This window comes from Nocardia sp. NPDC058499 (assembly GCF_042719915.1).
In the GTDB taxonomy this organism is placed as follows: Bacteria; Actinomycetota; Actinomycetes; order Mycobacteriales; family Mycobacteriaceae; genus Nocardia.
In genome coordinates this window covers 42,797-64,191 of record NZ_JBHXMZ010000005.1, presented here as the reverse complement: position 1 = coordinate 64,191, position 21,395 = coordinate 42,797, and the positions used below count along the sequence as shown (strand labels likewise).

Annotated in this window: 13 protein-coding genes; 7 read left to right on the top strand and 6 right to left on the bottom strand. The window is 70.1% G+C overall.

The window, feature by feature from the left end:
* Positions 1-18: 18 nt before the first annotated feature.
* A complete protein-coding gene (locus ACFWPH_RS16835; RefSeq protein WP_378751916.1) occupies positions 19-834 on the top strand; it encodes a putative protein N(5)-glutamine methyltransferase in 816 nt (271 codons plus the stop codon).
* On the opposite strand, the gene ACFWPH_RS16830 is transcribed toward ACFWPH_RS16835, so the two are convergent.
* Positions 818-1,645 (bottom strand): SDR family NAD(P)-dependent oxidoreductase, encoded by an 828-nt coding sequence (locus ACFWPH_RS16830; protein WP_378751914.1) that lies wholly within the window; start codon positions 1,643-1,645, stop codon positions 818-820. The two genes, ACFWPH_RS16835 and ACFWPH_RS16830, sit on opposite strands and share 17 nt — an antisense overlap.
* A 60-nt stretch (positions 1,646-1,705) precedes the next feature.
* Positions 1,706-3,277: a succinic semialdehyde dehydrogenase gene (locus tag ACFWPH_RS16825; RefSeq protein ID WP_378751912.1), complete on the bottom strand. Its 1,572-nt coding sequence runs from the start codon at positions 3,275-3,277 to the stop codon at positions 1,706-1,708.
* Positions 3,278-3,453: 176 nt separating this feature from the next.
* Here ACFWPH_RS16825 and ACFWPH_RS16820 point away from each other — a divergent pair, with 176 nt between their 5' ends.
* Positions 3,454-4,221: a TetR/AcrR family transcriptional regulator gene (locus ACFWPH_RS16820; protein WP_378751910.1), complete on the top strand. Its 768-nt coding sequence runs from the start codon at positions 3,454-3,456 to the stop codon at positions 4,219-4,221.
* On the opposite strand, the gene recD is transcribed toward ACFWPH_RS16820, so the two are convergent.
* From recD to recC, 3 genes are read right to left on the bottom strand one after another with little or no spacing between them, the layout of a single operon-like run.
* A complete protein-coding gene (recD, locus tag ACFWPH_RS16815; protein ID WP_378751908.1) occupies positions 4,209-6,128 on the bottom strand; it encodes an exodeoxyribonuclease V subunit alpha in 1,920 nt (639 codons plus the stop codon). The two genes, ACFWPH_RS16820 and recD, sit on opposite strands and share 13 nt — an antisense overlap.
* Positions 6,125-9,481 (bottom strand): UvrD-helicase domain-containing protein, encoded by a 3,357-nt coding sequence (locus tag ACFWPH_RS16810; RefSeq protein ID WP_378751906.1) that lies wholly within the window; start codon positions 9,479-9,481, stop codon positions 6,125-6,127. Before ACFWPH_RS16810 ends, recD begins: the two co-directional genes overlap by 4 nt.
* A 34-nt stretch (positions 9,482-9,515) precedes the next feature.
* Positions 9,516-13,565: an exodeoxyribonuclease V subunit gamma gene (recC, locus tag ACFWPH_RS16805; RefSeq protein ID WP_378751904.1), complete on the bottom strand. Its 4,050-nt coding sequence runs from the start codon at positions 13,563-13,565 to the stop codon at positions 9,516-9,518.
* A 327-nt stretch (positions 13,566-13,892) separates the two neighbouring features.
* Here recC and ACFWPH_RS16800 point away from each other — a divergent pair, with 327 nt between their 5' ends.
* The gene (locus tag ACFWPH_RS16800) at positions 13,893-14,105 is read left to right on the top strand and encodes a hypothetical protein (RefSeq protein ID WP_062979623.1); all 213 of its coding nucleotides are present in this window, start codon (positions 13,893-13,895) and stop codon (positions 14,103-14,105) included.
* Positions 14,106-14,193: 88 nt separating this feature from the next.
* The gene (locus tag ACFWPH_RS16795; protein WP_378752650.1) at positions 14,194-15,036 is read left to right on the top strand and encodes a serine hydrolase; all 843 of its coding nucleotides are present in this window, start codon (positions 14,194-14,196) and stop codon (positions 15,034-15,036) included.
* A gap of 83 nt (positions 15,037-15,119) precedes the next feature.
* Here the strand turns inward: ACFWPH_RS16795 and ACFWPH_RS16790 are convergent, their stop codons facing one another.
* A complete protein-coding gene (locus tag ACFWPH_RS16790; RefSeq protein ID WP_378751902.1) occupies positions 15,120-16,604 on the bottom strand; it encodes a cytochrome P450 in 1,485 nt (494 codons plus the stop codon).
* A gap of 251 nt (positions 16,605-16,855) precedes the next feature.
* Here ACFWPH_RS16790 and ACFWPH_RS16785 point away from each other — a divergent pair, with 251 nt between their 5' ends.
* The 3 genes from ACFWPH_RS16785 to ACFWPH_RS16775 all read left to right on the top strand — a co-directional run bounded on the left by ACFWPH_RS16785 (position 16,856) and on the right by ACFWPH_RS16775 (position 21,077).
* On the top strand, positions 16,856-18,325 hold the full coding sequence (locus ACFWPH_RS16785; RefSeq protein ID WP_378751900.1) for an NAD(P)/FAD-dependent oxidoreductase: 1,470 nt from the start codon (positions 16,856-16,858) through the stop codon (positions 18,323-18,325).
* A 76-nt stretch (positions 18,326-18,401) separates the two neighbouring features.
* The gene (locus ACFWPH_RS16780) at positions 18,402-19,646 is read left to right on the top strand and encodes a hypothetical protein (RefSeq protein ID WP_378751898.1); all 1,245 of its coding nucleotides are present in this window, start codon (positions 18,402-18,404) and stop codon (positions 19,644-19,646) included.
* A 564-nt stretch (positions 19,647-20,210) separates the two neighbouring features.
* Entirely contained in the window at positions 20,211-21,077 is an 867-nt protein-coding gene (locus ACFWPH_RS16775; RefSeq protein WP_378751896.1) for a hypothetical protein, read from the top strand.
* Positions 21,078-21,395: the final 318 nt, after the last annotated feature.

Sequence of the window (21,395 nt, the reverse complement as noted above, 5' to 3'; positions counted from 1 at the left end):
ACCCGACAGACTGTGCCCATGCCCGCTTTCGATATCGAGGCCGTCACCAGGGAGCTCCGCGCCGCGGGCTGTGTTTTCGCCGAAGACGAGGCACGGCTGCTCGTGCACAGCGCCCGATCCACCGGCGAACTGGCCGGGCTCGTGGCGCGGCGGATCGCCGGGAACCCGCTGGAGTACGTCCTGGGCTGGGCCGAATTCAAAGGTCTGCGGGTGGGTGTGCGGGCCGGTGTGTTCGTCCCACGGCGGCGTTCGGCACTCCTGGTGGACGAGGCGCTCGCCCTCGCCCGGGCCGCCCCGCCCCGGACCGTGGTGGATCTGTGCTGCGGTTCGGGTGCGCTGGGATTGGCCCTGATCAGCGAACTCGCCGGCCATCCGGACCCGCTACCGGACCTGTACGCCGCCGATGTCGACCCGGTGGCGGCCGACTGCGCCCGCCGCAACCTCGCGCGTATCGGCGGGCGGGTCTACCAGGGCGATCTGTTCGACGCGCTGCCCGCGCGGTTGCGCGGGCGGATCGATATCCTGCTGGCGAACACGCCGTATGTACCGTCGGAATCCCTCGCACAGCTGCCGCCGGAGGCCCGTGATCACGAACCGGCGGCCGCCCTCGACGGCGGTCCGGACGGGCTGGACCTCGCCCGCCGCACCGCCGCGGCCGCACCCGCCTGGCTGGCGCCCGGCGGCTGTCTGCTGATCGAGATCGGTACCGATCAGATCCCGGCCGCCACCGCACTGCTCACCGGCCACGGTTTCGCGGCGCGGATCGCCCGGTCCGCCGAGCTGGGCGCCACCGTGGCGATCGGCCTACCGGCGACCGCTATTTCCGGCCCTTGAACTCGTCCATCGAGTGATACACGCCGACGGTGTTCAGGAATAGGTCCCGCAGTTTCAGCGGCAGTACACCGGAGAGGACCTTGTTGAGGCGGGAGGTCCACGGCATGATCACCACGGGGGTGCCCTTCTTCATCTCGGCCCAGGCGGTCGCCACCACTTTGTGCTGGTCGAGGATCGGCGTGAACCAGAAACCCGTGGCGCCCTCGAACATGCCCGTATTGATGTAGGTCGGGCAGAAGGTGGTGACCTTGACGTGGTCGTGTCCCGCCTGGCCGAGTTCGATCCGCACCGAATCCGACCAGCCCAGCGCGGCCCATTTCGATGCGGCGTAGACGCTCATCCGCGGGTTGTGCACCAGACCGGCCGAGGAAGCGATGGTGAGCACGCGGGCCTCGGTGGTTCGCGCGACCATGGCCGGCAGGAATTCCAGGGTCACATACATCGGCGCCAGGGCATTGATGGCCATGGTCCGCTCGATATCGTCGCGGTCCTTCGTTTCCCAGAAGTACGTGTTGCCCCGCACGATTCCGGCGTTGTTCACGAGGACGTCGATATCGCCCACGTCCACCCGCACCGATTCGGCGGCGGCCGCCACGGCATCCCGATCGGAGATATCGACGGTATGGGTGTGAATCGCACCGGAGGCCGTGCCGAGTTCGGCCGCGGTCGCGCGCAGAGCGGTCTCGTTGACATCCCAGAGAACCACCGCGGCGGCACCTTCGCGCACGGCCTGTTCGGCGAACAGTTTGCCCAGGCCCATGGCGGCACCGGTGATCAGCACCTTCTTCCCGGCCACCGTGTCCAGTTTCATCGATTCGGATCCTTTGTCCTCGCAGCAAAATAAGGGGTAGCGGCCTACGTCCGGCCGGGCCTATTTCTGGCGCAGAGTTTTCATGACCCGGAAGAACAGTGTCATGGTTTTCGCCCACATCGCCTCCGACATCCCCGGCAGCGGCGCGATCGGCAGCATCCGCTGCACCGCGATGGTCTGGGTGTCGACGTACTTCAGCAGGCCCTCGGGACCGTGCCGGCGGCCGGTACCGGAAATCCCCACACCGCCGGACGGTGCGTCCGCACTCCCCCAGGCCGCGATGAAGCCCTCGTTCACATTGACCGAGCCGGCGTTGATGCGGGCCGCGAATTCGCGCCCCCGGGCGGCACTGCGCGACCACACACTGGCGTTGAGACCGTACGGGGTGTCGTTGGCCTGGGTGACCGCCTCGTCGTCACTGGCGACCTTGTACACCGAGACGACGGGACCGAAGGTCTCCTCCCGGTACACCGTCATCTCGGCGGTGACATCGGTGAGCACGGTGGGTTCGTAGAAGTAGGGACCGAGATCGGGCCGGTGCACACCGCCGGTCAGCACGGTGGCGCCCTTGGCCACCGCGTCGTCGACGTGGGCGCGCACGGTGTCGAGCTGGCGCGGGAAGGTCAGCGACCCCATATCGGTGCTGTAGTCCAGCGGGGACCCCAGCTTCACCCCCTTTACCGCGGTCACGAATTCGCTGATGAACCGGTCGTAGACCGATTCATGCACGTAGATCCGTTCCATCGATTCGCACAACTGCCCGGCCGAGGCGAAACTCGCCCGCACGGCGGTTTTGGCGGCGGCCACCGGATCGGCATCCGAGAGGACGAGCAGCGGATTCTTCCCACCCAGTTCGAGTGAACAACCGATCAGCCGCTCCCCCGCCTGGCGGCCGATAGTCCGGCCGGTGGCACTGGAACCGGTGTAGTCGACATAGTCGGCGCGATCGATGATCTCACCGCCGATCACCGAGCCGCGGCCGAGCACGATCTGCCACAGTCCCTCGGGCAGGCCGGCCCGGACGGCCGCGTCGGCCGCCCACAGCGCGGTGAGCGCGGTCTGGTTGTCCGGGCGGCCCACCACCGCGTTGCCGGCGACCAGGGCCGGGAGCGCATCCGAAACCGCCAGCGCCAGCGGATAGTTCCACGGCGAGATCACCGCGACCACACCCTTGGGCCGCTGCCGCACCTGCACATCGGTGAGCACCGGCAGCACTCCACGCGGATTGCGGCGGGCCAGCAGTTTGGCGGCGGTGGCGGCGTAGTACCGGGAATTCACCGCGACATCACCGACCTCGTCGAAGGCGTGCACCCGGGACTTACCGGTTTCGGTCTGCACGATATCGAGGACGGTGTCCTGTTCGGCCAGCACCAGATCGTGGAAGCGGCGCAGTACCGCGGCACGCTCCCGGACCGGCACCTGCGCCCACTGCCGCTGGGCCGCGCGGGCCCGCTCGAAGGCGGTCTCGATATCGTCGACCGACGATTGCGGCAGTTCGGCGATCGGCTCGCCGGTGACCGGCGCGTGCACCGTGACGGCGGGCGCACCACCGGCCGCGGCCCGGGTGAGCAGCCGTTCGACCAGGTCCGGGGTGAGTGCGCCGGTGGCGGCGGGACGCTGGGCGGTCGTCATCGTCGGCATTCTCCTGGGGCGAGGTGCCGCGATCTGCGATCCGCGGCACGGCGATTAATTGAACAGTGGTGTTAATGTAATGCTCGTGCGGTGTGGAGTGTCAAGAGGCACGGTGCGGACAACAGCCGGTGCCGATACCGGCTGTGGGATCTCACAGCGGCCCGGGCAGGCACCGCGTGAGTAGCCCCGAACAGAACCACGACGGCAAGGCGGGTGTCGCCGAAGCGCCGCAACGGCCGGAGCCCGGCCCGCAGCCCCGGCGGGGCCGGCCACCGCAGACCCGGGCACAAGCCGAAGAGGTGCGCGCCCGAATCGTCGTCGCCACCGGCGAGGTCTTCACCCGCGCCGGTTCCCGCGGTCTGAGCGTGGCCCGGATCATCGGCCAGGCCGGGCTCTCACGGCCCACGTTCTACCGTTATTTCGCCAACGCCACCGAACCGCTGCATGTACTGCTGGAGGTATCGAACGCGGAACTGGTCGGCGGGATCGCGGCCGCGCTCGAGGCGACCGGTGAGGGCGTGGAACTCGGTATCCGGCTGATCGACGCCTACCTGGACTGGGCCCGCGGGCACGGCGCGATGCTGCGACCGCTGTTCGCCGAACTCCACGATCCGGCCTCACCGGTCTCGGTGTACCGCAATGCCGCACTGGACGGGATCCGCGAGAACGTACGCGCCAAGTTCACGGAACTGGGTCGCACGGTGCCGGGCCTGCTGGATCTCGATGCCGCCCTGCACGTCTGCGAGTACGTGGTGTACCGGATCTCGGCCGCCTCCGAACCCGGCGCCGAACCCGATCCGGCCACGGTCGCCGAGGCCCGGCTCACGATGATCCGGGTCGTGCTGGCGACACTCGGCAATACGGCCGATTTCCGGTACGCCATGGGGCTGCCCGGACTGTTCCCGGCCGCGCCGGAAGACGGCGCGGCGGATCAGCAGAGTTGATCGGCCTGGTCGAGGCTGAGCCCGCTGGCGCGCAGTACATGCCGGTCGATCGCGGCCCGGATGGCCTCCTCGGTTCCCAGGATGCGCACGTGGCGGCGGGCGCGAGTAATGGCGGTGTACAGGAGTTCCCGGGTCAGCAGGCTCGATCCGGGCTCCGGTAGGACGATGGTCACCGCATCGTATTGGCTGCCCTGACTGCGGTGGATCGTCATCGCGAACACCGTGACCACGGCGGGGAACCGGGTCGGATGGATCAGCAGCGGTTCCTCGCCCCGCTGCAGTGCCACCCGCAGCGACCCGTCCGGGCGGCTCACGACCACACCGGTATCGCCGTTGTAGATCCGCGCCTCGTGATCGTTGGCCGTCACCAGCAGCGGTTGCCCCGGATACCAGGTGCCGGTCCGGTACTCCGGGCCCGCACCCGCGGCGGCGGCCCATTCGGCCGCCGTCCGGTCCCAGTGCTCCACCCCGTACGGGCCCCGGCGATGGGCACAGAGAAGGCGATGTGATTCGAATGCGGTCAGTGCCGCCGCCGCGTCGCCGGTCTCCGCCGCCGCGGTGACTCGTTGTGCGGTGGTGACGGTATCGGCCCGGACGGCGGCTATCTCGTCGGGGCCGAGCAGTTCGAGCGTTTCGCCACCGGACCGCAGCAGGTCCAGCGCAGCCTCGGTATCCCCGGCGCGGACCGCCACCGCCAGTTCGGCGATCCGGCCGCCGAAACGGCGCCCGCGGGTGAGCCGGACGATCCCGCCGCGCAACCGCTTACGCTCGGATTCGGTCAGCGCCTCGGAATCTTCCGCAATTCCGGCCGGTGCAGACGCACCGGCGAATCCGGGTTCGGCGGCGAGAATCGCCTCGAAGGCCGGATCGGGCTCGACCGGGAACGGCGCGGCCACCAGATCCGCGAGCACCGCCCCCGCGTCCACGGAGGCGAGCTGATCCGGGTCTCCGGCCAGCACGAGCCGGGTGTCCGGGCGTAGTGCGGCGAGCAGCCGGCTCATCATGGTCAGCGAAACCATGGACGTCTCGTCCACGACGACCACGTCGTAGGGCAGTCGATTGTGTTCGTGATAGCGGAACCGGGTGGTGCGACCGCGCTGCCAGCCCAGCAAGCGGTGCAGTGTCGCCGCGGAGAGTTCGGGGAGGCCGAGCGGCGCGGCCTGGTCGCGGACGGCCTCCTGCAACCGGGCCGCAGCCTTACCGGTGGGTGCGGCCAGCGCGATCCGCAGCGGTGCACCCCCGGGTTCGGCCGCGCGATGCGCGACCAGAAGCGCGAGAATACGGGCGATGGTATGCGTTTTCCCGGTGCCGGGTCCGCCTGCGACGACGGTGGTCCACTGGGTGGCGGCCAGCGCCGCGGCGAGACGCTGCCGGTCGGGGGTATCGCCCGCCGGGCCGAAGAGCCGATCGAGTTCGCGGCACACCACGGCCGGATCGGCGGCCGGATGACCGGCCGCCCGCGCGGTGAGCACCCGGCGGATGGTGTGTTCCTGCCGGTAGTACCGGTCCAGATAGAGCAGCGGGCCGACGCCCGGCCGGGCCGGTTCGGTGAGCCGCAACGGCCGCAGCGGTCCGGCCGGGCCGCCGCGCACGAGCGGACTGTCGCGGACCGCGTCGATCACCGATTGTTCGTCGGGCCAGGGTAATTCGGTGAGGTCGAGCTGATCGGGATGTTCGTCGTCGGTATCCACGCCGATATCCCGCATCCGGGTCAGGTCCAGGCAGACCGACCCCGAGCGCACGGCGCGTACCGCCAGCGCCGCCGCGAACAGCACCGGTTCGCGGTCCTCCCCCGCGAGCCGGCCCAGCCGGGCGGCCACATGCACATCCGCGGCCGACAGCACCCCGGCCTCGTTGAATTCCCGCAGTATTCCGCGCCCGCGCTGCGCCACCCGGATCGGGATCACGCCCCACCTCCGGCCAGCAGCTCGGACAACTCGGTGATCAGGACGGGCGGCGGTGTCCAATCGAACACTCCCGCACCGCCGGGGGTCTCCGGTCCGATCATGCCGCGGACGAACAGGTAGCGGATACCGCCGAGATGTTCCGCGGGATCGTAGCCGGGCAGCCGCCACCGCAGATACCGGTGCAATGCCACCGAATACAGCAGGGCCTGCAGCGGATAGTGCGAACGGATCATCTCGGCGGCCATCCGGTCACAGGTGTAATGCGCGACGGTGAGATCACCGGTGCCCAACCTGTTCGTCTTGTAGTCGACCACGACGAATCGGCCGTCGGGTGTGCGTAGCACCGCATCGATACTGCCGGTGAGGTATCCGCGTAACGGGGTGTCGTCGAGAGTGCCGAGTTCGTCCGCGTAGGTGTGGAAGATATCGCCGGGGGCCAGCCGGGACCGCACCAGCGCGGCGATCCGGTGCAGCGTGGCCCAGCCGGCGGCGGGTGCGTCCCCGCCCGCGAGGGGCAGTTCGAATTCGAGTTCGCACAACCGGTCCCGGTCGGGGATATCGGCGAGGGCGCCGAAACCGATCGGGGTCCGCAGAACGGCGAGCAGTGCCTCCGCCAGCAGGTCCGGATCCGCCGCGGACAGCATCTCCCCCACCGCTTCGGCGCAGCGGGCCCGCACCTCGGCGGCCGGGTCGGCGGCGTCGGTACTCACCCGCTCCAGCACCGCATGCACCAGGGTGCCGAATTCCGCACCGTAGGGCAGCGCGTTCATGAGAGAGGCGGCACCCGGCTCCGGTTCGGCCAGCGGCGCCGGTGCTTCCGGTTCGTCGTCCGGACCGAGGGCCTCCTCCGGTTCGGTATCGGGCACCATGCTGTGCGCCGCGGCGGTCAGCGCCGAATAGGAGGTCCGCCGCCACTGCTCGTCCAGCTTCCGGTCGAAACGCGCCACCGCGAGCGCACCCCCGGCCACGCCGGCGCGCGCGTGGAACACCGGCACCTGCGGTCCCGGGTCCGCCGCCGTAACCGAGATGGTCTCCGCCGCAGCCCCTGCCCACGCCCGGATCCGGTCCACCACCGCGGCGTCCTCGTCGACCGGCGCGCGTGGTTTCGGCTGCGCCGACTCCGGTGTCCGGCCGAACAACAACCGGTGCAGCGGGGCGACCGCGGTCCCGAACGACGGCGCCCACCAGGCGACCACCTGGCAGCACGCACGGGTCAGCGCCACATAGCACAGCCGCAGTTCCTCACCCGCCGATTCGCTGTCCGCGCGCTCCTTGCGGGCGTTGTAGCCCGGTGCGTCGGGGCCGCCGATATCGAGCACCCGGGCCCCGTTCTCGTGCATCAGCAGGGTGGCCGGTTTCGGATCGGCCGAACTGTCCCAGGCGAACGGCAGGTAGACGATCGGGAATTCGAGTCCCTTGCTGGCGTGCACGGTGGCCAGCTGGACCGCGGCCAGATCCCGGTCCAGCCGCCGGCTGCGCCCGGCCACCGAGCCCGAACCGGGTTCCCGGATCCGGTCGGCGAGCCATCTGGTGAGCGCGGTGAGCCCGAACCCCTCGGTGGCCGAGACCTCGTCGAGCAGCTGAGCGAGCTGGCGGATATCGGTGAGCCGGCGCTCGCCGTGCTCGACGGCCAGCAACCGCGGCACCAGCCGGGTCGCGGCCGTGAGTTCCTCGACAACAGCCGCGAACCCGGCCCGGGCGAACAGGCGGGCCGCATCACGTAATTCGGCGCTGACCCGCCCCACCAGATCCGCGCCGCCGGTATCCATTTCGGCGCTCGTGTACCCGAATATCGGAGTGAGTGCGGCCAGCCGGACCCGGTCCGCGCGATGCGGCTGTTCGAGCGCGGACAGTACCCACAACCAATCGGTGGCACTCGCGGTACCGAAAACACTGCTACCGCTGGTCAATACGACAGGCACGCCCGCGCGTTCGAGCGCCTCCCGGACCACCTCCAGCTGGGTGTGGGTGCGTACGAGCACCGCGATATCGCCGGGCCCCAGCGGGCGCCCCTCTCCCTGCTCCCCGGCGGGGGCGCCGTTGTGCGCCGCGGGCCGCCGGCCGGTCGCCTCGGTGAGGACGGTGCCCGACTCCAGCAGCGCCACGATATCGCCCGCCAGATCCGCGGCGACCCGGGCGCGCTGCCGGTGGATATTCGGAAATCCCGACATACCCCGGGGTCCGGCCCCGGTGCGCGGCAGGCACCGCAACCGCAGCGCCGTGACCAGTTCGGCGGGGCCCCGCAATCGGGTCCACGGCTGGGTCGCCGTCACCGTGGGCACCACGATCTCGTCGTGCCCGAGCGCGGCCCCGCCGAGCAGGTGGTCGAGTGCGCGCAGCAGGCCGGCGTCGCTGCGGCGGTTGGTGGTGAGTTCGCGCCGGGCGGTCGCCTGGCCGACGGCGTCGAGATAGCTGAGTACTTCGGCGCCGCGGAACGCATAGATCGCCTGTTTGGGATCACCCACCAGCACGAGTGTGTTGTGACCGTGGAATGCGCGGTACAGGATCTCCCATTGCAGCGGGTCGGTGTCCTGGAATTCGTCCACCAGCACCACCGGATACCGGTCGCGGATGCGGCGGCACGCACCGGGGCCGCGCACCGGATCGGCCAGGATATCGCGCAGCAGAACCAGCAGATCATCGAAATCCCGGACGCTCGAAAGCCTTTTGCGTCGTTCGGTTTCCGCACGTACCGCCGCGGCGAAAGCAACCCGCTGCGCCGACACCTCGTCGGTGTCCGGGGCGAGCGCGGCCTGCCGGTCGCGCACCGCGGCGGCCGCGAACCGGTGGGCCTGTTTGATCGTGAACGGCGCGGGCGTGCGCGCGTAGCGGCTCAGATACAGGTCGTCGATCACCGCGCGGGTGAGGTCGTCGGCCTCCTCCACCAGCCGCACACCGGGGTCGAGATCGCCGGCGACACCCAGTTCGGCCAGCATGCGCCGGCAGAAACTGTGCGTGGTGGCGATCACCCCGGCATCGAAATCGGAGAGCGCGGTGAGCAACCGGGCCCGGCGGGCCGCCACCTCGCCGGGTTCGGCGGTTGCCAGATGGCGCACCAGCTCATCGGTCGCGGTGCGTGCGGCCGCCGGGTCGGCCAGCGCCGAGGCGACGGCGACGAACCGGTCGCGGGTCCGTTCGCGCAGTTCCTGGGTGGCGGCGCGGCTGAAGGTCACCAGCAGCAGCCGTGATATCGGGATCGCGGCCTCGGCGACGTAGCGGACGGCCAGGCCGACGATCGCATAGGTTTTCCCGGTTCCCGCACTCGCCTCCAGCACGGTGGTACCGGCCGGCAGGGCATCGCAGAGCGCGAAGGTGTCGCCGGCTGCGGGCGGTGTGGTGGCGGTCGCTGTCACGGGAACCGCCCGACGTCTCCGCTGCGCGCGGTGCTCATGGCGCCCCTTGCTGTTCGGCCCGCAGCAGCGGGCCCCAGAGGCGGCGGGCGATGGAGCCGAACCGCGTCTGTTCCACGGGCTCACCGTCGGGCGCCGCCGCGGCGGTGAGGCGGCTCAGGTCCGGTGCCGGACCCCAGACGTAGCGCACGTTCCGGTCGGTGTGCTCGGCGAACTCGCGTTTCTTGTCCCCGCCGCCGAATTCGCGATCGGCCGCGACCATGGCTTCCTCCGGTGCGAGGCGCCGGAACCGCGCCTCGGCGTAGGCGGCGGTGGTGGCGGTCGGGATCGGCAGGGGTTCGGCCAGGCCGGCCTCGCGCAATGCGACCAATGTCCGCAACAGGCCGCTCGCCTCGTCCGCGGCGGGCGCAGTGAGCTCGGCGCGCCAAGCGGGTGTCGGGAACCGGCCGCGCCCGGTAACCGCAGCGCGCCACGACCGGTCCTCGGTCGCTGCCAGCGCCAGCACCGAAACCCAGGCCGCCAGGCGGTGTTTCGGCGCGACCCGGGAGTAGGTGGTACGCACCAGCAGATCACCGCGCACCTCGGCGACGGTGCCCGTCAGGCGCCGGCCGCCGCCGAGATCGACGGCGATATCGATATCGCGGGGCGGTTGCGCGTAATCCGGTGCGGCGGCGCGGAAGAGCGTATCGACCGTCCGCTCCACCTGGTCCAGCACTGCACGGCCCAGTTCGGCGGGCGGTAAGGTGCCGCGCCGCCACTCCGCGGCCCGCAGCTCGGCGGGGTCGGCTCCGGCCAGCCGGGCGCTCAGCATCCGCTCCCCGAGCGACCAGGTCTCGAGACCGCCGAATTCGATCGGCAGTCGATCGGCGATCTCTTCCTCCTGATCGGGGATCCGCAAACCCAGCCGCTGCCACAGGAATCCGCGCACCGGATGCTCCAGAAAGGCAATCAGCTCGGCCAGGCCGACTTCGGTGGTCTCGGCCGCGGGCAGGGAACGGGTGAAGGGGCTCGCCGCGGGTTGCGCGGGACGCAGCGTCGCCTGCGCACCGGCGTATGCGGCGGTATCGAAGGAGAACGGCGCCGCGGCGGCGAAATTGCGCCGATCGTGTGGTTGCAGCGGGTGGCGGGTGAGGACCGCGGACATCCCGGCCGGTCCGACATGAGCACGCACGGTATCGAGCAGCTCCGCCACGGGTACCGCGGGCGGACGGTAGGCACCGGTCACCGGATCGGCGCCGGTGTGCAACACCACCAGGGTGTCGCGGGCGGCCATGATCGCATCCAGCAGCAGTTGCCGATCCTCCGACCGCGGATCACGCTCTCCCACAAGACGGTCGCGCGCGGGAATATCGTCACCGTCGAGGCCCGCGCCACGGGGAAAGACCTCGTCGTCCACGCCGAGCAGTACCACCACCCGGTGCGGGACCGAGCGCATCGGGGTCATGGTGCAGACGGTGAGCTCGCCCGTGCGGAAGTTGGCGCGGGTCGGGGTGGCGGCGAGCCGGCTCTGCAGCAATTCGGTGATATCGGCGAGCCGCAGCACGGTATCCCCGGCGTGGTCCGTCGCGGCCGCCAGTTCCCGGCGCGCCTCGGTGCGTATCCACTCCTGCGACGGGGCGACATCGGTGAGCAGATCGAGGGAACGCCCCAGGGTCGCCGACCACTCCGCGGCCGGTGCGAGCCCCTGGAGATCGCGCAGGATCGAGGCGAGGCGATCGATGTATTCGGCGAACCGGCCGGCCAGATCGATATCGTTGCTGTCCACATCGTCGAGCGGCAGGACCCGGTCGAGCCAGTCCTGCGAACTCTCGTCGGCGGTGACGCCCAGCAGGATCCGGTCCAGCGCGGCGTTGAGGGTGTTCTGTTCGAATTCGCCGAGGCCGAACGCATGCCGCTGCCGGCGTCCGATCCCCCAGCGGGCACCGGCCTCGACGGCCCATTCCCGCATCCGCTCGATATCGTCGTCATCGAATCCGCAGGCCCGGCGAACCGGTTCACAGGCGGCCAGATCCAGCACCTCGGTGACGGTGACCCGCCCCCGCGCCAGCTCCAGCAGCACCGCCACCACACCCAGTAGTGGATTGGTTGCGCCGCGCCCATGATCGGCGAGCCGTACACGTAACCGGTGCCCGGGATGGGCCACGGCCTCCGGTGCCTCGGTTCCGGACGGTACGGGTTGCCCGAACGCCGCACGCACCAGCGGGGCGAACGATTCGACCTCCGGGCACATGATCACCACATCGCGCGGTTCCAGGGTGGGGTCGGCGGCGAACAACCCGAGCAGGCATTCCCGCAGGACCTCCACCTGCCGCACGGGGCCGTGGCAGGCATGGATCTGCACGCTGCCGTCGCCGGTGTGCCGGCCCGCGACCGGCGGCCAGTCGTCGTCACGGATATGCGCTTGTAGCGCCTGGAGCAGGGACGACGGCGAATTCCGCCCGTCTCCGTCGTCAGCAGAACCGGCTGCGGCCATGGACTTTTCGCCGACCGGCTGATCCGATGCGCTCGCCTCGGCAGGCACCGGACCCGGCGCTGCCGGATGGCGGGTATCGGTTTCCGCAGCCGGCAACCGCAGTTGCAGTTCCCGGATATCGCGACTCAGCCCCGCCAGCAGTGGGTGCCGCACTACACCGGCCGAATCATCGTCCACCCGTGTTCTTTCCATAGCGAGTAACGGGCCGCCACCGGGGACCGATCCCGGCACTCGGACCGCCTCTGGGCGCGCGCCGGGCGCTGAGCTCGAGCCCGACGCCGAGCTCGCCATCCCTCGGGCCTCGGCGAACGTTTCGGCGGCCGCAGTGATCTCGGAGTCGAGCGGACGGCCGGTCACCCCGACCGCGCCGGCGGAGTGACCAGGTCCGGTGATGCTCGGTGCAGCGCTTTGATCCGGAACAGCGCTTGGGTCTTGTGCAGAGCCCGGATCAGATTCTGAGCTCGGGCTCGGTACTGAACCCGAGTCCGGCGCCGGCCCCGGGGCCGAGTTCAACACTGAGCTCACCGAGTCCGTGCCGGGGCCGGGTGCCGGGGTCGAGCCGGGAGCCGATTTCGGGCCTGAGCCTGGGCCAAGGATTGGACCTGGTGCGGTGGATGGGCCTGAGACGGTGGGTGCACTCGAGCCTGCGGCCGGGGCCGAGAGTGGAGCTGCGCCCGGGCCCAGGGCTGAGACCGAGCCCGGGGCTGGGGCCAGTGGTGCCGACCACGCGGTGGGTAAGCGATCTCCGGGATCGCAGGCCGGTCCGCCCGGAGGGCGGCGATGCCGGTCCAGCGAGTTCCACATCGCCGGACTCGGGTGCGTCAGCCATAGATGCAGGTCGCGATGTTCGGCCACAGCGGTGAGTACCGCCAGGTGTCCCGCGGGCAGTCTGGTCGCCCCGAAGAGCGACAGGCGATCGGGCAGTGTGACAGCACGCGGTTCCGCCCGCAGGCGTGCGCAGGCGGTGTGCAGCCGCTCCGCCGGGCCGGGTGCGCCGACGGCCGCGCGCAACCGGCGCCACAGGGCGGGCTGCCAGAGCAGATCGTCCGGGAGCGGCCGGCCGGTGCCGTCGGTATCCGCCCCGCCCGCCCATTCGGTGATCAGGTGGGGACGCTGCACCGCATACCCGTCGAACAGCGTGGCCAGGCGGGCCGCCGTGGCGTACCGCCGACCGAGCCGGTGCGCCGCGGCGGCCGGCCCGGAGGAATCGGTTTCTCCCTCGGGGACGCCAGGCGGATCCAGCCCGAGGTGGTGCGCCAGTACCGCGCACCACGGTTCTCCCACCGCATCGTCGATCACCCGCAGCAGTGTCCAGACCACCCGGTCGTGGGCCCACGGATCCGTCTGCGCACCGACACCGGTGGCCTGGGCCAGTACCTCCTCGACCAGCGCGGCCGGGGCAGGGAAACGGATATTGGCCGCGATTCCGTCGCCCGCATCGGGGGCCGCGCCCAGCACACCCGAGAGTTGTTGCGCCAGCCAGCGCTCCACCCCTTTGGCGGGTACCGCGACCACTTCCGTGGCGAACGGATCCGGCAGCGGATCGGCGAGCACGGCCGCGAGCGCGCCGGCGAGCGCGTCCGCGCGTTCGGCACGGTGGATGTGCAGCGCCATCTCCGCCCTTCCGCTCGGTCCGATCGCCGGTGTCCGCCCTCATCCGCACAGCTCGGGCGGCTCTCTCGTCCACCCGTTTATACGCCCTGCCACCGACAGCGCCGGGTCACCCCCCACGACGGCAGAGGACAACCCCCGGACAGATGGTCATCATCCGAATGTCCCTAGCGCCGAAGGCTTCTACCCGATATTCAGTCGTTCCGCACAGTGATTTAGCGCACATGAGTCACCGACACGCGGCCGGATGGCCGGGATCCGGCGGAGTCGCTGTGTCACAGTGCAACCCCGGGAGGAACGGGTTACCGCACGAAAGGCTGGTTCGCGTCGATGAAAGCGCTGGTTGTTCCCCTGATACCGAGAGACGGATTCACCGTCCGCCGCTCCGGGGACCGGTGGGAGCTGGTCAACTCCCGGCATTACGGGCGGACCGTCGTTCTGCATTCGTGGCCTCGCGATCAGCACACCGAGGCGTTCGAGCACTGCTACCGCCTCAACGGCCGCCCGGTGGCCGATCTGAAGGCCACCGCCCGGGTCCACTAGCGGATCACGGAAAACGTGCGCGCCGAGCGCCGATGTGACAAGGTGTTTCCTCGTGCGTTACCCCCTGCTCACCGGTGCTGCGCCCCGCATGGCCGCACCCGCCACAGTCCTGGCCGCCGCCGCGATCATGTTCGCCGGTGTGCCCGCGGGCCTGCCCGCGGCCGATGCCGTTCCACTCGCGCACACCCAGGGTTGCGCGCACGGTTTCGACTGCGATCTCGCCGGCCGTATCGAAACCGTCAACTCGTATCTCGATTCGCGACCGGGTGTCACCGGCTATGTGATCCGCGATCGGAACACCGGCGCCGTCTACGCCAGCCCGCACGCCGAAGATATGGTGTGGACCGCGTCGACGATCAAACTCGCCATCGCGCAGGATCTGCTCAACCGGGCCCGCGTCGGCGCCATCGCCCTGCCGCCGGAGGATCGCGGGCTCATCGAGCAGATGATGTCGACCTCCAACGATCAGGCCACCGATATCCTCTGGAACAAGTACGCGGGCCTGGACCGGATGGCTTTCAACAACGCCTTCCGCGCCAACGGAATGACCAGCCTGGCCCCGCAGCCCTCGCCCAATCCCGGGCCGCACTGGGCATTCCAGAAGACGACCGCCGCTGATCTCGACCGGCTCATGTCCAATGTCCTGGACCGGATGCATCCCGATGACCGCAACTACCTGCTGGACCTCATGCGCCGTGTCGATTCCAATCAGCACTGGGGCGTCTGGGGCGCCGGCTCGGCGATGCGGCCCGGCCTGAAGAACGGCTGGTCCGATGAGCAGGGCGGCTGGGTAGTGAACTCGGTCGGTTTCGCCGGACCGGGCGAGCGATACACCCTGGCGATAATGACGGCGATGAACGGTGAGGGCGGCTACCAGCAAGGCTCCGAAACCGATACCACCGTCGCCGAATATCTGCTGTCCGGCCGCTGAACCACCGCGCCCGAACCGTTTCCGCAGCGCCCGGCACCGGCCCCACCCGTAGCGGGGAACCGGTGCCGGGCGCTTCCGGTGTCTCAGGTGAGACGTCGCAACCGCATCGGGGCGTCGTCGCGCGGGAACGGAATCGTGGTGAAACCCCAGGGCATGCGGTAGTTCTCCGGGAAGCTCCACGCATAGTCGCGGACCAGGGCGGAGATGATCGTCTTCACCTCGAACGTGCCGAAATGCATGCCGATGCACTTGTGCGACCCCGCACCGAACGGCATCCACGCGAGCCGATGGGATTTGTCCTCCCGGCGCTCGTCGGAGAACCGCAGCGGATCGAAAACCTCCGGATCGGTCCACAATTCGGTGAGTAGGTGGTTGACCTGATAGCCGAGGTCGACCGGGGTTCCGGCGGGGATGTAGTGCCCGCAGATCGCGGTATCGCGGACGGCGCGGCGCACCATACCGGGCACCGGCGGCATCAACCGCAGACTTTCCTTCACCACCAGGTCCAGGGTGCGCAGGCTGTCCAGATCGGCGATGGCCGGCGAATCGCCGGTCAGATCCAGTGCCAGGACCTCCTCGCGCACCTTCTGCTGCCACTCCGGGTGTTTGCCCAGGTAGTAGGCGACCGCGGTGGCGGTGGTGGTCGTGGTGTCGTGCGCGGCCATGATCAGGAAGATCATATGGTTCACCACATCGTCGTCGCTGAAGACCGAACCGTCCTCGGCGCGTGCGTGGCACAGACCGGAGAAGAAATCCGAGGCATCGCTGCGCCGCTTCTGCGGCAGCATCCCGCGGAAGTACTCCTCGAGCACCTTGCGGCCACGTAATCCGGCCCGCCATTTGCCGCCGGGCACATTGTGCCGGACCAGTGCGAGCCCGGCATGCGTGCAGGCCACGAATGCGTCGGTGAGTTTCCTGCGCTCTTCGCCCACCTCGAGTGCCATGAAGGTTTCGCCGGCGATATCCAGCGCCAGTTCCTTGATGGCGGGAAACATCTGCACGGTCCGGCTCGCCCCCGCCCCCTCGGGCACCCAGCGGCCGATGGTCGAGCGGACGACCGGTGTCAGTTCGGCCAGATGGGCCTCCAGGCGTTCCCGGGTGAATGCCTGCTGCATGATGCGCCGGTGGAACATATGCTCGTCGAATTCCAGCAGCAGCAGACCGCGCCGGAAGAACGGGCCGATGAAATAGTCCCAGCCCTGCCCGAAATCACGGCGGCGGCGGCCGACCACTTCGTCGAGCGCCTCCGGCCCCGCGGCGAACACCCGGTCCATTCCCATCGAACTGTTGAGGGTGACCGGGCCGAACCGGCGGTACCGGTCCAGCATCTCGGCCGGACCCCAGCGCATGTAGTGGAGGGTGCGCCCCAGATAAGGCAGGCCCCCGTCGCCGCGTACCGCGAGAGTATCGTTCCGGTCCGGCGGGGTGGCCAGGGTTCGCGGTCGCTCGGGGACCTGCAGGAGCAGCCGGTCGAGTACCTGACGCCGCGGAATTTCGATGAGCGCCGAATTCTCGGTATCGGTGCGCGCCCGCGACGCTCGCGTGGCGGCACGGTCGACGGTGACCATGGCAGAACCTCCTGAGAGATAGCACCCATCCTATTCTCTTTGTTGCAACAGACTGGGCGATTTCGACCGAATCGGTACCTGCTCGCCTCCCCCGAGACCGCCGCGCGATCGCTATCGTGGTGAGTTGCCACACCACCACGAGCGAACAACAGCGTCGGACTGTGTCCTCGACGGGTACTGCTACTACCGTGTGCGTTGTCGGACATGATCATCACGGGCAGCCACCGGCCCACCGCTGGCGAGGAGCGACCATGAGCACGCAACCTGTTGGGAACGGCCGGCACCGCGTCGTGGTGATCGGGTCCGGATTCGGCGGTCTGTTCGGGACCAAACACCTCGCGCGGGCCGACGTCGACGTCACCCTCATCTCCAAGAGCACGACCCACCTGTTCCAGCCCCTGCTCTACCAGGTGGCCACCGGGATCCTGTCGGTCGGCGAGATCGCGCCCGCGACCCGGCTGGTGCTGCGGAAACAGAAGAACGCCCGGGTGCTGCTGGGCGAGGTCACCGATATCGACCTGGCCGAGCGCACCGTCACCTCGGTACTGCTCGGCGAATCCACCGTGACCCCCTACGACAGCCTGATCGTCGCGACCGGCGCCCAGCAGTCGTATTTCGGCAACGACCAGTTCGCCACCTTCGCGCCCGGTATGAAAACCATCGACGACGCCCTCGAACTGCGCGGCCGCATCCTCGGCTCCTTCGAACAGGCCGAGGTCGCGCAGACGCAGGAGGAACGCGACCGGCTGCTCACCTTCGTGGTGGTGGGCGCCGGCCCCACCGGAGTCGAACTGGCGGGCCAGATCGCCGAACTGTCCGACCGCACCCTCGAGGGCACATTCCACAACATCGACCCGCGCGACGCCCGGGTGATCCTGGTCGAAGGCGCGGGCGCGGTACTCGGCCCCATGGGACCGAAACTGGGCGGTAAGGCGCAGCACCGGCTCGAATCCATGGGTGTGGAGATCCAGTTGAACGCCCTGGTGACCGATGTCGACGCACACGGCGTGACGGTGAAGGACAAGGACGGCACCACCCGGCGGATCGAATCCGCCTGCAAGGTGTGGTCGGCCGGGGTGCAGGCCAGCCCGCTGGGCAAGATGCTGGCCGACCGTTCGGCCGGTACCGAAGTGGACCGCGCGGGCCGGGTCGTGGTGGAACCGGACCTCACCATCAAGGGACACCCCAATGTCTTCGTCGTCGGGGATCTGATGTCGGTACCCGATGTTCCCGGGCAGGCCCAGGGCGCGATCCAGGGCGCAACCTACGCCGCGAAGCAGATCAAGGCCGAGGTGGCGGGTAAACAGACCCCGGCCGACCGGCGGCAGTTCAAATACTTCAACAAGGGCAGTATGGCGACGATCTCGCGATTCAGCGCGGTCTGCCAGGTGGGGAAGCTGGAATTCGGCGGTTTCGTCGCGTGGCTGGCCTGGCTGGCGCTGCACCTGTATTACCTCGTCGGTTACCGGAGCCGGATCATCACGATCATCCAGTGGTTCGTGACCTTCCTCGGCCGCGGGCGCGGACAGATGGCGGCCACCGAACAGTGGATCTTCGCGCGTCTGGCGCTGGAGGCGGTGTACGGCGACAGCGAAGAGGGCGAGGAAATCGTGCGCGGGGCGGCGGGCCGCCGGCCGCCCGGTTCCTCGCAGGCCAATCCCACCGGCAACGGGGTCGCTACCCCGGCCGAGAATTCCGGGGGCGATCGTAAAGTCGGCTGACCGGCCGACATCCCAGGCGCCGACCCCTTCCGGAGCTAATATCGGGCAATCCGATTGATTCCGGAGAAAGGCGACCATGGGTAAGCACAGAGCTCCCGGTGTCACCCGGCGCGCTACCGGATCGGTCGTCGCGGCGGGCGCGGTCCCGCTCATCGCGACACTGATCGGCGCCGGTACAGCCAATGCCGAAACACCCCCCGCCCCGCCCCCGATCCCGGCACTGCCCGCGCTGCCCGCACTCCCGGCGGGCCTCTTCCCACCGGCTCCCCAGCCGGCCGTGGACACCGCGGTACCTCCCACCGCGCCCGGTCCGGCGCCGCCGGCCACACCCGGCGCCCCATCACCCGCCGTACCGGTGACGAACCTTTCCACCACCCCCGCCGGGCCGATGCCTGCCGCACCGGCAGCACCCGCCCTCCCCGCACCGATCGCAGACGTGTTCGGCGCCGCGCCGGTAGCACCGGCCACATTGGACGCACCGGCCTATCTCGTCAGGCCCGCGGCACCGACCCCCGGCGCCCTCGCCACGTCCGTGGACCCGGCACCCGGTCCACTGGCCGCGCTCGGTGCGTTGGTGCCCGGCCTGCCGGAGGCACCCGTTATCCCGACCCCGATGGCGGAGCCGTTCACCGGACCGGCCGCCGTCGACCCATCGGCGCCCGCCGTCCAACCGCCGGCAGCACCGGACCCGGTCAGGGCGGCTACCACCGCAGTCCAGAACGCTGTCCAGTCGGTGACCGAGACCATCGGTGCGGCGGCGGCACCGCTGACCCGGCCCGTCCCCGGGATCGCACCGCCGGCCGCGCTCGCCGATCCGGGCGCGGCGCTCTATCGCACGCCCCAGGGCTCCCTCCCCGCGGCGCAGCCGGGTGTCCCCGGTACGCCGGCCGACGCACCGCCGGGCACACTGCGGATCGGCAACTTCGTGATCGCCGTACCGTTCGACGCCGGCCCGGTCAACCAGGGCGCCGCGCAGGCCGAGGATCAGGTGTCGACCTATCTCGATTCGATGGGTGTGGAGTCCACCCGGTCGGATCGGCTCGCCGCCCAGACCCTGGGTAACGCCGTCATCGGCGCGGCCATCGGCAACGCCGTCGCCGCGCCGGTCGCCATCCCGTTCGGAATGCTCGGCGCCGCACTGGGTTTCGTGGCAGGTATCCCCTTCCTCCCGACCGGCCTCGTCGTCGGGCCCGTCCTCGGTGCCGCGGTCGGCTACGGCATCGTCGCAGTGCCCGCCACGATCGCCGGAGCCGCACTCGGGGCGGCGTACGGCGTCACCGACGGTTTCACCACGCCGCTACTCGGCGCAGCCCAGCCGTGAGCCCCGGTATCCGGCCCGAGCCCCACAGCCGGCTACCGGACTGCACGGACCAGCCGGTTCCTCCGTGTGGGTGCCCCGTGCCGGTGCCCTACCATCCGTCGTCGTCGGACCCCCATACAGATCTCCATCAGCATGCCCTGGGTTCGGCCAGGCAAAGCGGCCATGTTCCGGCGCGAATTCGGTCGGCGGTCGGATCTGCGTCCTGCCGCCGGGTACCGGCCATGGGTCGGGCTCCACTTCCGCACCTGGACTGCCGGTATCGAGGCGTCGCGCGAATCGTTGCCGATCGCGCCCGCCGGCACCGGGCACGGCTCCCGCCCGGGCCGGTGTCTCGGGCCGAGGCCCCGGGCACCGCGTCGAATCGAGGCCGTCCGATCGATTGCACGTCCGGCGATATGGTCACCGGCTTCCGGTGCCGCAAACCAACCGTTATCGCTGCGTCGCCCTGTCCTCGGTGCAGGTTCGAGAGCGGATTGCCCGGCGGCATGAACAGGAGAATCCCATCCGCCGCGCGTTCCGGTCCGAATGTTTGGCAAACCGACAATTTCCCGGAGAAAGGCGACCATGGGTAAGCACAGAGCTACCGGTCCGGCTCGGCGGGCTGCGGGATCGGTGGTAGCGGCGGGCGCGGTTCCGCTCATCGCGACACTGATCGGCGCCGGTACGGCCAATGCCGAAGCACTCCCCGCTCCACCCGCGTCACCCCCGATTCCCGCGCTACCGGCGAATCCGCTCCAGCCGGCCTCCGCCGCCCCCGACCCGGTCCGCGACCTCACCGTCGCCGTACAGGACGCGACCCGGGTGGCCGTGCGGTCCGCTACCGATACATTCGGGATGGCGGCGGCGCCGTTCCTTCCCGCACCGCCGGCCCCGGCGCCTGCGGCGGTCGCCGAACCGGCCCCCACCCCGGCGACCCGGGCGCTACCCCAGCACACCTACCTCGCTCCGCAGGGCGAATTGCATGCGCCGATGCCGGTGGCACCGGTGGCGCCGATCGAGGCGCCGCCCGGCAAGCTGCGGATCGGCAACGTCGTCATGGATGCGCCGCCGTTCGACGTCCGGGACATCAATACCGGCGCCGCACAGGCGGAAGCGCAGGTGGCGACCTTCTACGATTCGGTGGGCGTGGAGCGCAGCCGGTCGGACCGGATGGCGGCGCAGACCGTGGGTTCCGCGGCCATCGGCGCCTCGGTCGCCAATACGCTGGCCTCCCCGATCTCGACCACCTCGGCGATGGTCGGCGCGGTCGCCGGGCTGATCTCCGGTGTGCCGTTCCTGCCGATCGGTCTCGTCGTGGGCCCGGTGCTCGGCGCGGCCATCGGCTACGCGGTGATCGCGGCACCGGCGATGGCCGTCGGTGCGGCTGTCGGCGGAGCGATCGGAGCGGCCGAGGGGTATACCGCGGCACCGTACGGCGCGGCACCGCAGTGATCACCGGGTGTCCGGCGGGATGCGCTCGCCGGACACCCGATCGGCCGGGGTGAGCGTTCCCTTCGAAACGCCCCGGCCCGAATCAGCGGCACGCGGACAGGCGGAGGGCCGGCTGCCCGGCCCCCATCGACCGTTGGGTCCGCCGGAACCCGCCCGCGCCATGTCGACAGCGCCCCGTATCAGCACCACAGCCGCACCGGCCCGCACGTACAGCCGACGGCGCGGATCATTGCTCATTGCACCGGGCGTGTGTTCCGCCGGGATCGCGACGGCGCCGGTATCCATGGCGCCCCGCCGAGGAATGATTCTTATCGGCCG

Bases quoted from the DNA above. Each gene is read 5' to 3' on its own strand.
- ACFWPH_RS16800 (WP_062979623.1), top strand. From the start codon at position 13,893: ATGAAAGCGCTGGTTGTTCCCCTGATACCGAGAGACGGATTCACCGTC.
- ACFWPH_RS16830 (WP_378751914.1), bottom strand. From the start codon at position 1,645: ATGAAACTGGACACGGTGGCCGGGAAGAAGGTGCTGATCACCGGTGCC.
- ACFWPH_RS16780 (WP_378751898.1), top strand. From the start codon at position 18,402: ATGGGTAAGCACAGAGCTCCCGGTGTCACCCGGCGCGCTACCGGATCG.
- ACFWPH_RS16775 (WP_378751896.1), top strand. From the start codon at position 20,211: ATGGGTAAGCACAGAGCTACCGGTCCGGCTCGGCGGGCTGCGGGATCG.
- ACFWPH_RS16825 (WP_378751912.1), bottom strand. From the start codon at position 3,277: ATGACGACCGCCCAGCGTCCCGCCGCCACCGGCGCACTCACCCCGGAC.
- recC (WP_378751904.1), bottom strand. From the start codon at position 13,565: ATGGCGCTGCACATCCACCGTGCCGAACGCGCGGACGCGCTCGCCGGC.
- ACFWPH_RS16835 (WP_378751916.1), top strand. From the start codon at position 19: ATGCCCGCTTTCGATATCGAGGCCGTCACCAGGGAGCTCCGCGCCGCG.
- ACFWPH_RS16785 (WP_378751900.1), top strand. From the start codon at position 16,856: ATGAGCACGCAACCTGTTGGGAACGGCCGGCACCGCGTCGTGGTGATC.
- ACFWPH_RS16790 (WP_378751902.1), bottom strand. From the start codon at position 16,604: ATGGTCACCGTCGACCGTGCCGCCACGCGAGCGTCGCGGGCGCGCACC.
- ACFWPH_RS16795 (WP_378752650.1), top strand. From the start codon at position 14,194: ATGGCCGCACCCGCCACAGTCCTGGCCGCCGCCGCGATCATGTTCGCC.